This window comes from Serratia proteamaculans (genome assembly GCF_946227095.1).
Classification (GTDB): domain Bacteria; phylum Pseudomonadota; class Gammaproteobacteria; order Enterobacterales; family Enterobacteriaceae; genus Serratia; species Serratia proteamaculans_E.
This window is the reverse complement of sequence record NZ_CAMISV010000004.1, coordinates 331,832-347,661: the sequence shown is the minus strand read 5'-3', so window position 1 is coordinate 347,661 and position 15,830 is coordinate 331,832. Positions and strand designations below refer to the sequence as shown.

Genomic DNA, 15,830 nt, shown 5'->3' with positions numbered 1-15,830 from the left:
TGGTGATAACCGTTGTTTATCAATAGCAAGATATTGGCATCTTATTTAGCCCGATTCCATTGTGTACATTCGAAAAAAACATAATAAATAACCAAATTCTTATTTCGCTTAATTAAACGCATTTTCTGCGCCGATAAGCACATTTCACGGCAGTTAGTCACTAAATACGTCATTTTCATTCCATAGCTTCACCGTCTGATTTCAGTTCAGCGCACCACTGCTGCCCGGCGTTTACCCGGGCGCGATAACTTATGAGATATCCCAATGAATAATCCGCTTTCGATGTTGGTGTCCGATTTGTCCCCGCAGCTGCAGGCCTGGCGCCGCGATTTTCACCGCTATGCCGAGTCCGGCTGGTTTGAGTTCCGTACCGCGACCCTGGTGGCAGAAGAACTGGATCGGCTCGGCTACCGCCTGCAACTGGGGCGCGAAGTGATTAACGCCGATGCCCGCATGGGGCTGCCCTCGGCCGAGGCCCTGCAGGCACAAGAGCAGCGCGCCCGCGAACAGGGCGCGCTGGAGAAGTGGTTGCCGCACTTTTCCGGTGGCTTCGCCGGTATTGTCGCCACGCTGGACACCGGCCGCCCCGGCCCGGTGATCGCCTATCGCGTTGATATGGACGCACTCGACCTCAACGAAAAGCTGCAGCCGGATCACCTGCCGTTCCGCGAAGGCTTCGCCTCCTGCAACAGCGGCATGATGCATGCATGCGGTCATGACGGCCACACCACCATTGGGCTGGGGCTGGCGCGGGTATTCAAGAGCCTGGAGCCACAGCTCACCGGCACCATCAAGCTGATTTTCCAACCGGCAGAGGAAGGCACCCGCGGCGCGAAATCCATGGTGGAAGCCGGCGTGGTGGACGACGTTGATTTCTTCACCGCCGTACACATCGGCACCGGCGTACCGGCCGGGGAACTGGTGTGCGGTAGCGACAGCTTTATGGCCACCAGCAAACTGGACGTCACCTACCGCGGCGTAGCCTCTCACGCCGGGGCCAAACCGGAGGATGGTCGCAACGCCCTGCTGGCGGCAGCGCAGGCCACAGTGGGACTGTACGCCATCCCACGCCATAGCGAAGGCAGCTCGCGCATTAACGTCGGCGTATTGCAGGCCGGAACCGGCCGCAACGTGATTGCCGATCGGGCGTTTATGAAGGTGGAAACCCGCGGTGCCACCAACGCCATCAACCAGTTTGTTTACCAGCAGGCGCTGAACGTGATCGAAGGCGCGGCCAAAATGCACGGCGTGGAATACGACATTGCCCTGATGGGTGCGGCGCAGAGCAGTAAACCGACCCAGCCCTGGGTGGACTACATTCACCGCCAGGCACAGGAGATTGCCGAACTGACTTCGGTGGCCGATCGCCGCGAGCAGGCCGCCGGTTCAGAAGATGCCACCTACATGATGGAACGGGTGAAATCTCACGGCGGGCAGGCCTCTTACGTGATTTTCGGTACCGAGCTGAGCGCAGGGCACCACAACGAGAAGTTTGATTTTAACGAACAGGTGATGGCGGTAGCAGTAAAAACGCTGGCATCGCTGGCACTCAACCTGCCGACCTTTGGGAGCCAAGCATGAGTAACCCGCAGCTGCTGACATTTATCAATCAGTACATTGACCAACACCAGCCACGCTTTAGCGCACTGAGTGACAGCATCTGGGATCACCCGGAGACGCGCTTTACCGAAACCTATTCCGCCAATCTGCTGGCCGACGCGCTGGAGCAGGAAGGCTTTACGCTTGAACGCGGCGTTGGCGGCATCGAAACTGCGTTTATCGCCAGCTACGGCAGCGGCCAGCCGGTGATCGCCCTGCTGGGTGAATACGACGCCCTCGCCGGGCTGAGCCAACAGGCGGGTTGTGCCACGCCGCAGCCGCTGGTGGAAAACGGCAACGGCCACGGCTGCGGCCACAATCTGCTGGGCACCGCCGCGCTGGCTGGGGCATTCGCGGTGAAGGCCTGGATGCAGCAACAGCACCTGACCGGCACCGTCCGTTTCTACGGTTGCCCCGGTGAAGAAGGCGGTTCCGGCAAAACCTTTATGGTGCGTGAAGGGCTGTTCGATGACGTCGACGCGGCCCTCACCTGGCACCCGGAAGGCTTCAGCGGCATGTTCAATACCAGCACCCTGGCCAACATACAGGCGGCGTTTCAGTTCAAGGGGATTGCCGCTCATGCCGCCAACTCACCACACCTGGGCCGCAGTGCGTTGGATGCGGTGACGCTAATGAATACCGGTGCCAATTTCCTGCGCGAGCACATCGTGCAGGAAGCGCGGCTGCATTATGCCGTCACCAATACCGGCGGCAGTTCACCCAACGTGGTACAGGCCGACGCCGAAGTGCTGTACCTGATCCGCGCGCCGCAGCTCGATCAGGCGCAGGATATTTACCAACGGGTGATCAACATCGCCAAGGGTGCGGCGCTGATGACCGATACCCAGATGACGGTGCGTTTCGACAAGGCTTGCTCCAACTACGTACCAAACCGCAGCATGGAACAGGTGATGTATCGCTATGTCTGCGACTTCGGCCTGCCGGAGTACAGTGAGGCAGAACGCAAATTCGCCGGAGAGATCCGCCAAACGCTGAATAAAGACGAGCTGCGTAATGCCAGGCTGAATGTCGCCCGCACCGGCGGCGCAGCCGGGCGCGAATGGGTACAGCAGTTGGGTGACAAGGTGTTGATGGACGAGGTCGCCCCTTATGTGGCATCGGAAGATCTGCTGTACGGCTCTACCGACGTCGGCGATGTCAGTTGGGTCGCACCGACCGCCCAGTGCTTCAGTCCGTGCTTCGCCTTCGGTACGCCGCTGCATACCTGGCAACTGGTAGCACAGGGCCGCACTTCGATCGCCCACAAAGGCATGTGCCTGGCAGGCAAGGTGATGGCGGCCACCGCCGTCGAACTGCTGAGCGACAGCGCCCTGTTGGCGGACTGCCGCCGCGAGTTCGAACGCCAGCGCGCCGAACAGCCTTATAGCTGCCCGATCCCTAAAGACATCAAGCCTTCACCGTTAAAGTAATCACCAAGCTGCAAAGGCCTGGGAAACCAGGTCAGTCATAATAATTATAATTAAATCAAATAATAAAAAATAAACACAACAGGACAAACACAGAGGGTAAGACAATGAGTGAGGTCACAACGTCAGCCGATAAAAGCCCTGGTCGCGTTTTTTACTGGGTAGAACGCATCGGGAATAAAATCCCCAATCCATTTTTGCTGTTCGTCTATTTAATCGTTGTTTTAATGCTGGCCACCGCGCTGTTCTCCTGGCTTGGCGTGGCGGTGAAAAGCCCGGCCACCGGCGAGTTGATCAAGGTGAATAACCTGATGAGCGTGGCGGGCATGCAGTGGATCTTCCCGAATATCATTCATAACTTCAGCAGTTTTGCCCCGCTGGGCGCGATTTTGGCGCTGGTGATCGGCGCCGGACTGGCTGAGAAGGTTGGGCTGCTGCAGGCGTTGATGTACAAGATGGCCTCACGCGTTAGCGCCCGCTATGCCAGCTACCTGGTGCTGTTTATCGCCTTTTTCAGTCATATTTCTTCCGACGCCGCACTGGTAGTGATGCCGCCACTGGGTGCGCTGATGTTTCTGGCGGTGGGTCGCAACCCGATAGCCGGGCTGCTGGCCGCTATCGCCGGGGTTGCCTCCGGTTTTACCGCCAACCTGCTGATCGTCACCACCGACGTACTGCTTTCCGGCATCAGTACCGAGGCCACCAAGGCAGTGGACGCCGCCGTTCACGTCAGCGTGATCGACAACTGGTACTTTATGGCCACCTCGGTGGTGGTACTGACCATCACCGGTGCGCTGTTGACCGATAAGTTTATCGAACCCCGCCTGCCAAAATGGCAGGGCAGCGCCGAGGACAAAATTGAGGCGCTGACCCCGCTGCAAAATCGTGGGCTGATGATGAGCGGTATTGCCGCGCTGGTGTTTATCGCGGTTATTGCCGCCCTGGTGGTGCCGGAGGCCGCCCCGCTGCGCGATCCAAAAACCGGCTCGGTGATCCCATCGCCATTTATTAAAGGCATTGTGCCGATCATCATCCTGTTCTTCTTCACCGTCGGCATTACCTACGGCGTGGTCACCAAACAGATCCGACGACCGGATGATATCCCCCACCACCTGATAGAACCGATGAAAAGCATGGCCGGCTTTATCGTTATGGTGTTCCCGCTGTCGCAGTTCGTGGCGTTCTTTAACTGGAGCAACATGGGCAAGTTTATGGCCATCGGCCTGACCGATATGCTGGAGGCCGCCGGCATGAGCGGCGCACCGGCATTTCTGGGCCTGATGTTCCTCTCTGCCTTCCTGTGCATGTTTATCGCCAGCGGCTCTGCCATCTGGTCGATTCTGGCGCCGATCTTTGTGCCAATGTTTATGCTGTTGGGCTTCCATCCGGCGTTCGCCCAAATGATTTTCCGCATCGCTGATTCTTCGGTGCTGCCGCTGGCGCCGATGTCACCCTTCCTGCCGTTGTTCCTCGGCTTCCTGCAGCGCTACCGCAAAGATGCCCAGCTCGGCACCTATTACGTGCTGATCCTGCCGTATCCGTTGGTGTTCTTTGCCGTGTGGATTTTGCTGTTGCTGGCGTGGTACGCACTCGGCCTGCCGATTGGCCCAGGCGTCTATCCGAAGATGGGGTAAAGGTTGCCGGCCTCTCTGCGGGGAGGCCGGAAGCATTCAACTCATCAGAAACGATAGCCAACGCCGATGTTGAAGCCATTGATAGAACGGTTTTTACCACCGGCATCCAGGCTGGAGCCTTCGTAGCCTATATCCACTGCCAGATTTTCCATCGGGTTAACCTGGAAACCGACGCCATACATAAAGGAAGTTTTCTTCTGGTTACCGCTCTCTTCACCCATATATTCGTAAGAGCCGTTTGCGTAGTTATTCCAGGATGACTTGTAATCAACCTTGTTATAATTCAGGCCCAGCAAGCCGTAGACGCTGACAAATTGGTTAACGCGGTACGCCGGCCCCACAGACAGTGAGTAGTATTTCACTTCAGCATGGTTATCAATGACGTCGCGATAGAGATTGTAAGACTCGTTCTTGTCACCGCTCATATAGGTGAATGAGCTGATAACGCTGACTGGCGAATCCCACTCGTAGCGGTACTTAATGTTCACGCCGTTGATATTCTTGAAGTCCTGCACCTTGCTCTGCGCATAACCGGCAGTGATAGTACTTTGCCCGGCCTGGGCCGCCGTGCCGAAACCCAAAGTGGAAACAACCAGAGTGGCGATGACTAACTTTTTCATAAAATCTTCCTTAATTGTAAGTGGAACAACTTTAGTGCTTAAAAATAGGTATCTATATCGCATTGACGGCATAAATGGTTCGTTGGATATAATTAAAACCAATTGATAGATAAGGTTAGAGCGTAGCAAATCCGGCATTATAATTAATCAGTAGAACCGGTAATTTGCGAGCGGCTACGCATCAATAATAATTCCTGCCACCCAACAGACCGGTTTTATAGTTGCATTCTTTGTCTTCATTACCCCACGACCTTGGTGCATGGTTACTGCTGGTCAAGCTAGCAACTCATCCCCCCCGAAAGTTATCGGGGAGGAATAGAATTAGCATCATTCATCATACTTATAATTTATTTTGAAATCACCCTCGGATGAAATACTGAAATATATATTTGTTATATTTTTATTATGTTGTTTAACAAGATTATCTCTTAAACAAATAGCTGCTTTTGTAGCTGAAACAGAAATGGGTAAGCTTGGTATGTTCAACGCAGGATAACGTTGGCCCCGATACACACGCCAACCTTGACTACTGCTCATTTGGTCGAACAGTTCAATATCAACCCCAGCTACATCCCAGGGCTCAGTACCGACAAATGCCAGCACCTCGTTAGCTATAAAGCTGTAAGCTTCTTCTATAGTCATCATTCATCTCACTGTATAAATGTGTATGTTTTAGGCACACCATCTATGATGGCCGTCACCCTAAATGCATCGGGACGAACACCTCCACCGTCCGGATATCCTACATCAATTTTCACACTAACTGCTTTCCCTGCGTTCATATCACTTCGCAAAGAGTTTTCCATTCTTTTCCAATCTTGGCGGTTAAGTGTTCGTGATTGCGGAACAATATTTATCCTGTCACCAGCGCCACCTAACGAAGAAGCGATTAAATGGCCACCATCGTCACCAGGATTACCACACTTACCCATTGCGCATTGTTGATAGGTATTCCTATCCATAGCGGTTAGAGAAAGTTTACCCTCCACAGTAGTGACTCGTCCTGTATTATCCGTAATATATTCATGGCCGTTGCTCAAACGATAGCGTGCATTCGCTTCAAGATCTCCATTGATAGCTTTGTCCCAATTTCGCTTACTGCCTGCATTAACATTTATATCAAGCAGTTTTTTCCCTGCAGACTCGGCTTTCCCAATCACCTTAGCCGCAATCTTTTCCGTGATTACTACACCACCCTTCACTAACCCAGCACCGCCAGCGGCCAAAGATGCAATATCTGTAAGTAGTTTACCGCCTTCAACCCCTGCATTGAATGATCCGCTTGCCCCAGCCTTCTGATACTCGACTGTCAGTTTGTCTATTCTGTCGATATAGGACTGTTTGATTGCATTACTGACATTGCTCAATGCCCCCTCACCATCGAATAAAGCAGCAATAGAATTCCATGTGTCAACAGGGCTCATGCCCATTTTTACAAGGCCTTCAACAGTTTCGTACAATGAAGCCGGAACCCCCGCAACCATTCCCGCAGCAAAGCTACCATCCTGGCCCGCATCTATTGCGGTCCATTTAGCCTGAGTACCCGCTTTGCATACCAACGTGCCACACTCAGCTAACTCTTTATCTTTTTGAATCAGTTGAGCATCGCTGAGGTAGTTATTCTCCACCGCATTCTTGCCGCTTTGCGCGCCTGCGACGGCATCTCCAGTCCCCTCACCTACCAGCCCGCCTGCCAGCCCTGCTGCCAAGGTTCCCAGCGCACTCAGGGTTTGCTTTTGATCTTCCGTCAGGTTTTCCGGTTTCACATCCGGATAAAGCTCGCCCGCAATATAACGCGCCATCAGCTCTCCGGTGGCTGCTCCTGCTGCCCCCGCTAGTGCACTGTTACCACTGGCCTTGGCCGCTACTGCCCCCCACACGGCATGCGCCATCGCGTTCGCGGCAACGTTGGTGCTGCCATCGGCATTGGTCGTCATGGCTTTGATAACGCCAGCCGCATAAGGGCTCAACCCTCCTGCCATTGCCTGTGCCAGGTTGTTGCCTGCCAGCCCCTGAATCGCCGCTGTGGCTGCCTGCATACCTTTTTGAACCGAGCTGCCGGTGCCCCATTCTTTTTGCGTCGCTTTGTAGCTGTCTGTCGCATGCAGCTTATCGTTGTAAGCTTTCCACTGTTCCTTCGTCGCCCCTTTGCCCGGCTCTTTTTCGCCCTTCGCTGCCAGTTCCGCCTTGCCTGCGTTGATCGAGCGGATATCCCCCTCAGTCCGGGCGATGTCCATCGCCTGATTGCCGATCTCGCCGATCAACTGCGCCTGCTGCAGGCGTTTCTGCTCTTTCTCTTTATCGAAGATCGGGCTCAGGGTTTGGTTGGCGTGCTCTACGTCGCGGCTCAGGTCACTGACGTTCTGCGTCTGTTTGTCCTGATCGCGAATGATGATGGTGCCGTCGCTCACCGCCGATTGGGTGGTTGAGCTGTCATGTCCGCTGTTGTTGGCCCCCACCAGCAGGCCGTTGGCCATGTTACCGGCGAACTGGCTACCAATGCTGCCGCCGGAACTGATGCCCACACTCTGGTGCTCTACCTCGAAATCAGCCTGATTGTGGATGTCCTTAAAGCCCAGCGTGCCGGTGTCGAGTTTGTTTTTGTCCGCCGTGGCGGTGCTGCCAATCACCGCGCCGTTAAGCTGGGTATGTTCGCCTACCGTCAGATCAAAGCCGCCCTTGCCGGCGAAGATACCGGTCTGCTCCTGCACGCTGTCGTAGTTGCTGTGCATCTTGTCTTTGCTCAGGCTGATGCTGCCGGAGCCGGTCATGGAGCCGAAGGTGAAGCTGCCACCGGCGCTGGCATTTTGCTGCTTCGAGTCGTAACGATCGCTGTCCTGCTGACTTTCCAGCAACAGGTTGCGGCCCACGTCGGCCTTCACCGATTCGCCGGTGACCTGCGCGCCGATCAGGTTGGTGTCACGTCCGCTGGTGATGTTGACCTGATTACCGGCGTTCACCGTGGTTTCGGTATGCGTGGTGCCGTTGCCCTTCTCGTTGCCTTTGCCTTTGTTGACACTGGCGGAGACGCTCAGCCCGATGCCACCGGAACCGACGCCGATACCCACGCCCAGCGTACCGCCCTGGCTTTCGTTCTTGCCGTCCAGATACTGGGTGTTGGCGGCAGAAAGCAGGTTCACGTCACGGTTGGCATTCAGGGTGACGTCTTTACCCGCCTGCAGTTGGCTGCCCTGCACGGTGATGTCACCATCCTGGCCCTTCACGCCATTGCCACTGGCGGTGATGCTCAGGTTGTTGCCCGCCGTCAGGCTGCTGCCCTGGGCGGTGCTCTGCCCGCTGTTCTGGGTCGAGGTGGAGGACTGGGTACCGTAGGAAATGCTGATCCCCACCATGTTGTTGTTGGCGGGATCGGCACCCTGCGCCTCGGCCAAGCGCGCCGCCTGAACGGCCTGCACGCCACTTAGCGCCGCTTTGGTGCCCTGCAACGCCGCCAGACGGCTGTCGTCGGTAGATTTTGCCTGCTGTGAGGTTTCCACCGCGGTGTTCAACGCGCTGCCGACCGTGCCGGAAAGCGCCAGCGTCAGCCCGGATTTTTTCTGTTCAACCTTGTGGGTCTGGCTGTTCTGGTCCTGCGCCTGCGTCACCGACACATTCTTGCCACTCAACGCCATATCTTTGCCGGCCACCAGTTCAGAACCGGTCACCGCCAGGTTGTTACCGGCCCCCAGCGTCAGGTTGCCATTCACGCTACCGAGGGTGCTGCCCTGATTGGTCAGGCCCTGTGCGGTATCGGTGGTTTTCAGGCTTTCGGTACCGTAGCTGATGCCGATGCCACCGCTGCTCATCAGGCCGGATTTTTTCTCCTGTTTGAGGTGCAATTCGCGGTTGCTCTCGGTCGCGCCAGTCACGGTCAGATCGTTACCCGCCAACAGTTTTACATCCTGAGTGCCGGCCACGCTGCTGCCCTGCACGCGCAGATCGTTACCTGCCAGCACGTTGATGCTGTCACCGCTCAGGGTGCTGCCCTGGGCAGTCTGGCGATCGAAGCTGTCGCGGGTGGTAGTGGTGGTTTTCGACATCAGGCCGTTGCCGCCGGTCACCTTATGACGTTCGTCCAGATCGCGAGTGTTCTCACCGCTGAGGATGTTGATATCATGACCGGCATTCAGGTTAAGTGCCTCACCGGCGGAAACCGTTGCCGCACGGGCATTGAGATCGTTGCCCGCGTTGAGGGTCACGGCCCCCTTGCCGACCACTTCGCTGCCCACTTGCTGGCTGTTGCCCTGTTTCAGGCTGTTATCACCGTTCCAAATCAGGTTGTCGCGGCTGGCGGTGGTCACCGTATTCAGGTTGAGATCGCGCCCGGCATTCAGCACCGTCTGACCGTTCTCACCGCTGTTAACCACCTGCGCCGCATCCAGTTTGATGTCGCGACCGGCCTGCAGCATCAGCTTGCCGTCGGCGCCTTGCACATACATGCCCGCCACGCTGTCGATGTTGGTGCGCTCGAAACTGTTGGCGCCGTTAACGCTCTGCGCCGTACGGGTGGTGCTGATGGCGTTAATGTCACGCCCGGCGCTGGCCAACAGCGAGTTGTTGCCCTGGATCACGCCGCCAATATTGTTGATGTCGGTACGGGCAATCAGGCCTACATCGGCCCCCTGAATATTGCCCGCCACGTTGGTGATGTTGGCCGCGCTCAGTTTCACCACTTCGCGACCGGCGATATGGCCACTGTTAAACAGGCCTTCCCCCAGATTGAGGTTGACGTTGCGCCCGGCAATCAAGGCGCCGGAACCGTCCAGATCGCCCGGTTGCATGCGGGCATACACCTGCGGCACCAGCACGTTTTGCTGGCTGCCGTCCGGCAGCGTGACCTTGGCATTCACCAGCCAGACGATGTCTTTGGTCAACAGCCCCATCTGCTCTGGCGTCAGCGCCACACCGACCTTCAGGTTATATTGCTGGCTAAAGGTCAGCCCCTGATCCATCAGGGCCTTGAACTGTTCTTCGTCATTGTTGTAACCGTCCAGATAACGCTGGCCGGTCAGATTGATCACCTGTTCGCGGATCAGCCGCTGCTCGTAGTAACCATCGCCCAGACGCTTCAACACGTTGTCCTGGTTATTGGTGGCCTTGGCAATCATATAGTCCGAGCCCAGCCAGGATTTTTGGTTGGTGAAGCGTGGATCGGTTTCCACCAAATACTGCCCACCCGGTGCCGGATTGGTTTTGAACAGGCTGTTGTCCGGCAAGCGAGTGTCCGGCCCGACAATGCGTACCACGCTGTCTACCGCGTCGCCCTGCTGACTGTTTACCTTGTTGGCGACTTCAAACTGCTGGCCCGGTTGCAAGGCCACAGCCTGGATCACCGGTATCGCACCGCTGCCGATGCTCTGCATCCCGGCGGAGATATCACTGCCGGTCACCACCGCATTCACCCCACCGGCCGCGCCGATGGTAGCATCGGTACCCTGTGGCGTCAGTGGCGTAATGGCGATCGGGTTACCTGCAACCTGCCCGTGGTCGATCAGCTGGCTCGGTTTCAGCGCAATGGTCTGAATGGTGGTCGGCGGCGTATAGGCCGTGGCGTTATGTCCCTGCTTGTCCTTGCCTTTCTTCTTGATGCGGTAGTAATTGGTCACTTCCCCGGCGTCGGTAGTCAAGCGCTGGCCCGCCACCGCCACGTTATCCACGCTGCCGGCATTAATCGCCAGCGTACCGCCCGCGACCACCTGGCTCTTGTCATTGAGCAGATGACCGGCGTTGATCGCCATATCGCCACCGGCGATTATCTTGGCCGGATCGCTTTCCTTGATCTGAGTTTCCTGCACCGTACGGTTAAAATCGAACTGGTTGTAGTTGTCTTTACGGCCGTCCGGCGTGTTGAGGTAGTTCACCTCATCATGGGTGATGCGGATCTCGTCCGGCTGATAACGCTTGTCGGAGCCGCTCAGTTGGTATTCGGTCAGCTTGTCGCTGGATACCGTCACCAGCTCGGTGCTGAAGTGGTCATTGACGTTATTGATCTGCCCGGCGGACAGCGCCATGTTACCGGCAGACTCAATGGTCGAGCTGTGGTTGTTGAGGGTGCCCGCCTGTCCGCTGGCAAGATAGTTGGCATCAAGCTGACCGCCAATCGCCATATCGCCACCGCTGTAGATCAACCCGTGCCCGTAGTTGTTCAGCGTTTGGGTGCCAATATCCACCCGTTCGCGCCCGGCCAGCGTGGCGGCGGTGCCGTTCTCCGCCAGGTTGTTGAAGGTCAGGGTCTGCACGCCGATGGCGTCACCATAAATACGGCCGGTTCCAATGTTGGTCAGCGTGTTGGCCGTCAGCAGGGTGTGCTTGCCGTCAATCAGGCCGTAGTTGGTCAGGGTGCCGTTCACCGTCAGCCAGTCCTGCCCGGCATTGATCTCACCGCTGGCACTGTTGAACAGGTTGTTGGCGTGCAGATCAAGCTTGGAACCCGCCAGCAGTTTACCACTGTTGGTAACATCACCCGGCGTGGTGAAGTTGAAATTGCCATTGGCGATCATCTCGCCGCTGTTATTGATACCCTGTGCGCTGACCAGATTAATGTCGCCCAGCGACAGCAACTGCCCGTCGCCGCCGATCGCTGTGGCATTGATGTCCAGCAGCTTGCCCGCCTTGAGGGTACCGGCGGTATTCAACAGGTTTAGCGCTGCGCCCTGCAGCTGCAGATTTCCACTGGCCGCCAGTTGGCCGCCGCTGTTATCCAGCAGGCCGGCGTTGGTGAGGGTCAACTGTTGGTTAGCCAGAATGTTGCCACCACGGTTGCTCAGCGTGCCGGTGTTCAGCACCACAGACTGGCCTTCCAGCCCTTTATTTTCCGCCTGAGTAGTGTCGTTGGTGAACTGCAGAGCGTTGAGCGTGACGCTGGCACCGCTGCGGATCAACCCCAGGGTGTTATCGATAATTCCCTGAGCACTGTCCAGCAGCAGGTTGCCAACCGCCTGAATTTGTCCATTGCGGTTATCCAGACCGGCGCTGGTGAGCGTCATCGCCTTCTCGCCGATAATCCGTCCGCCGTTGCTGTTGTCCAGTTTCAGCGCCGCCAGGGTGAAATCGCCTTTGGCTCCCAGCGTGCCGCCCTGGTTATTGAGGTCGCCACTGCTGAGTTGCAGCTGGCCCAGGCTGTGCAAGGTGCCGTTCTGGTTATCCAGCAATTGGCCATGGGTGTCGATCTGCATATCCGCGCCCGACTGCACCAGCCCGCCCTGATTACTCAGGCTGCCGGTGGTGTTGAGCTCCAATGCTTGCTGCGCCACCAGTTTGCCACCGCCGTTCAACAGCGCTTCGGCGTCAAGCTTGAGATTTTTACCGGCAATTACCACGCCCTGGCCGTTGTCGAACACGCCGGTGGTGAGGTTCATGGCACCCTGGCTGGTAATACCGCCTTTGTCGCCACTGTGGTTATTGGTCAGTCGATCGACCGCCAGTTCCAGCCGATCACCGCTCTGGATCAGACCGCCGTCGTTGTTATTCAGGCTGTTACCGTGCAACTCCAGCACCGTCTGGGCCGCCAGTTGGCCGCCCTGATTTTCCAGCAAACCGAAGTTGATCTTCGCCGCATCGGCGCTGACCAAGGTACCCTGGTTATTCACCAGATGGTCGCTATCCAGCTGCAGTTTTTTACCTGCGCCAATCACCCCAAGATTGCTGTTATCCAGCAGGTCTTTGGCATTCAGCACCATATCCTGACCGGATTTAATTGCTCCGCCCTGGTTGTTGAGGGTGTTGACCGCAGCCGATAAGTGCTTCTCGGAAGCCAACGTCCCCTGGCGGTTATCCAGTTGGGCGCCGTGCAATTGCAGATCGCCCGAGCTGGCGATAAAACCGCTCTGGTTATCCACCGCTCCGCTGTCGATCGTCAATTTACCCAGGCTGCTGATGCCGCCATTCTTGCCGCTGTCGCGGTTGGTTAAGGCCTGCCCCTGGGTATTGAGAGTCGCATCGCCGCCCGCCTGCAACAGACCGCCGTCATTGGTCAGCGCCAGGCTGTTGATGTTCAACTGCTGCTTGCCAACCAACGTGCCTTTGCTGTTATCCAGACGGCCGGTGAACAGATCGGTCGTGCCGCCGCCTACCAGCATGCCCTGAGTGTTGTCCAGCGCGCCGCTGTGGATCGTCAGCGTCCCCTGGCTGAGGATGCCGCCGGTTTCACCGCTCTGGCGGTTACTCAAGGCTGCGCCCTGGGTATCCATGCTCATGTTGCCGGCGGATTGCAGCAGGCCGCCGTCATTGGTCAGCGCTCCGCTGTTCAAGCGCAGATCGCCAGTGGCGGCAATAGTGCCAAGCTGGTTGTTCAGTGCGCCCTTGCCGAGTGCCAGAGCAAGCTCGCCGCCCACCACCTGCCCAGCCTGATTTTCCAGCCCGGCACCGCTCAGTTGCAGGCCCTGTTTAGCTTCGATACGACCGCTGCCGTTGTCCAATGCCTGTTGGGCCGCAACCTCTGCACTGCCTGTGGCAGCGGAAACCAGCCCCTTGCGGTTATCCAGTTTATCCGCCTGCAGCCGGGTATGCTGGCTGGCCGCTAACTGCCCCTGGCGGTTATCGATTGCCCCGCTGACCTGTGCCTTCAGGCTCCCGTCCTGCGCGGCAATCACTTTGCCATTCTGGTTGTTCAACTGTGCCGCGTTTAGCGTCACGTTGCCGTTGGCGGCCAGTTGGCCCCCCTGATTATCAATACCTCGGCGAGTGTTGAGACGCATTTCACCGTTGCCGCTCTGCACCAGTTGGCCATTGCGGTTAGACAGGCTGTCAGCATCCAACGTGATCTGCTGCGCCGACGTGGTCCCGCTATCCAGTACGTAGTCGCCACCCAGCATACTGAGCTGGCCGTTGGACAGCAGCTTGCCGCCATCGCCCTGCAGCCGAGCGGTATTCACCGTCAGCGCGCCTTTACCGGCATGCACGATTTCCCCGCTCTGGTTGTCGATACTCCCGGCATTCAGCGTCAGGCCATTGCCGTTGCTGGCGATACGGCCACCGGCGTTGTCCAACTTAGCCTGCGGGCTCAGCGTCAAATCATCGCCGCCAAGCTGGGTGATTTCGCCCTTACGGTTCGATAACTCATGCGCATTCAGCGCCAGTTTATTCGCCGCCAGCTTACCGCCGTCGTTGTTCAACCGCTTGCCGCTGGCGGTCAGTTGTTGCGTTGCTTCAACCTGCGCATTGGCCGTGGTCAAGTCGCCCTGTCCGGCGTCCAGCGTGACATTAGTGGCCGCCGTCCGGCTGCCGCTGAAATCCGCGCCCTGCCCATTAGCACGCAGATCGCCCGCCGCCAGGTTCTGGCCTTGTGCTGTAAGCTTACCGCTGGTGGTCAGTGCCAGTTCGCCACTGCCGCCCAGCTTGCCATCCTGCTGTACACCGGCCGCCAGCGTACTGCCTTTGCTGCTGCTCAGGCTGGCTGCCTGTACGCGTACATGGTTACGCGCAGCGATAGAGCCGCTGTTTTGCACCTCTCCGTCGCTGTTAACCCCGGCATTGCCCGCCGCAAACACCGAACCGCTGTTGCTGACACCGCCCTTCGAGGCCAGTTGCGTATCGCCGCCGCTGCTGATTTTGCCGCTGTTTTCAATCCGGCCGTCGGCAGTCACTACCACACTGCCGGCCTGCGCACCGATATTACCGGCGTTACGCACCCCGACGCCGGTTTCGGTACCGATCATACGGATCTTACCGGCATACATGCCGCCCAGCTTCGCCACGTCCACCGCCAGTTGCGGGCGGGTAGCAGGATCGTCACTCTGCTTGTCGATCTGCTGATGCGCCACATCCACCTTGTTGCGACCGGTGGTTACTTTGAGATCGTTAGCCCAAAGACCGGCATTGATCTTCGTCGATCGGGCGATGATCTCGGTGTAATCCTGGCGCGAACTGTCCATACCGGCACCTTCAACCACCACTTCGCCGCGTTCGACGTTAAAACCGGTCAGGTTACCGTTGTTCATCTGCGCCTGACCGGTGGTCAGGGTGGCGCGGTTGGCATTGATAAAGCCGCAGCCGTTACAGGTAATACCGGACGGGTTGGCGATCACCACCTGCGCCCGCTGACCGGCCACTTCGATGTAACCGTTCAGGCGGCTGGGATCGCGGGAGTTAACCTCATTGAGGATCACCTTGGCTTCGCCCTTCGCCAGCCATGGGTTGCCATCGACCCAGCCGCCCTGTTGGGTTTGGGTCATTTTGTGGGAGTTGTTGAGGATCGCGCCCTGCTTGTCGACGTCAAACTGGCTGTAGGTATTGCGGGACACCCCACCGGCGCTTGGCGTTTGAATATTGACCTGTGGCGTACCGTTGGCGCTGTTAACAATGGTTGGCTGCTGGCCACCCGGCGCATTGCCGTCGGCAATAATCGCCGCCTGCACCGGCTGTATGGCACCCAGCGCGATCAGCAAGCTAAAGCTGACAGCGCTGATCTTACCGATACATTGGCTCAGCGTCTGGCCCAAACCCGGCGAGCGGGCAGATCCGGCACGGCCGGAGCGGGCGATATCCGCCACCACCATCAGCATGCCACGCGCTTTGTTGAAAACGATACGATACAGGTTCTTGTTCATGGC

General features: G+C 57.5%; 6 protein-coding genes. 3 read left to right on the top strand and 3 right to left on the bottom strand.

Annotation, left to right across the window (positions count from 1 at the left end; genetic code table 11):
- The first annotated feature begins 264 nt into the window (after positions 1 to 264).
- From OC597_RS10665 to abgT, 3 genes are all read left to right on the top strand, one after another.
- Entirely contained in the window at positions 265 to 1,581 is a 1,317-nt protein-coding gene (locus OC597_RS10665) for a M20 family metallo-hydrolase (RefSeq protein WP_262208662.1), read from the top strand.
- Complete coding sequence (locus OC597_RS10660; protein ID WP_261285295.1) at positions 1,578 to 3,029, top strand: M20 family metallopeptidase; 1,452 nt, start codon at positions 1,578 to 1,580, stop codon at positions 3,027 to 3,029. Before OC597_RS10665 ends, OC597_RS10660 begins: the two co-directional genes overlap by 4 nt.
- Positions 3,030 to 3,133: 104 nt before the next feature.
- The gene (gene abgT / locus OC597_RS10655) at positions 3,134 to 4,660 is read left to right on the top strand and encodes a p-aminobenzoyl-glutamate transporter (protein ID WP_261257603.1); all 1,527 of its coding nucleotides are present in this window, start codon (positions 3,134 to 3,136) and stop codon (positions 4,658 to 4,660) included.
- Positions 4,661 to 4,704: 44 nt separating this feature from the next.
- Here the strand turns inward: abgT and OC597_RS10650 are convergent, their stop codons facing one another.
- The 3 genes from OC597_RS10650 to OC597_RS10640 form a co-directional block, all read right to left on the bottom strand.
- Positions 4,705 to 5,280 carry an Ail/Lom family outer membrane beta-barrel protein gene (locus tag OC597_RS10650; protein ID WP_262208660.1) on the bottom strand — a complete coding sequence of 192 codons (576 nt, stop codon included), beginning with the start codon at positions 5,278 to 5,280 and terminating at the stop codon, positions 4,705 to 4,707.
- A gap of 327 nt (positions 5,281 to 5,607) precedes the next feature.
- A complete protein-coding gene (locus tag OC597_RS10645; RefSeq protein WP_262208658.1) occupies positions 5,608 to 5,925 on the bottom strand; it encodes a hypothetical protein in 318 nt (105 codons plus the stop codon).
- A gap of 5 nt (positions 5,926 to 5,930) precedes the next feature.
- A complete protein-coding gene (locus OC597_RS10640) occupies positions 5,931 to 15,827 on the bottom strand; it encodes a hemagglutinin repeat-containing protein (RefSeq protein ID WP_262208656.1) in 9,897 nt (3,298 codons plus the stop codon).
- Positions 15,828 to 15,830 lie beyond the last annotated feature (3 nt).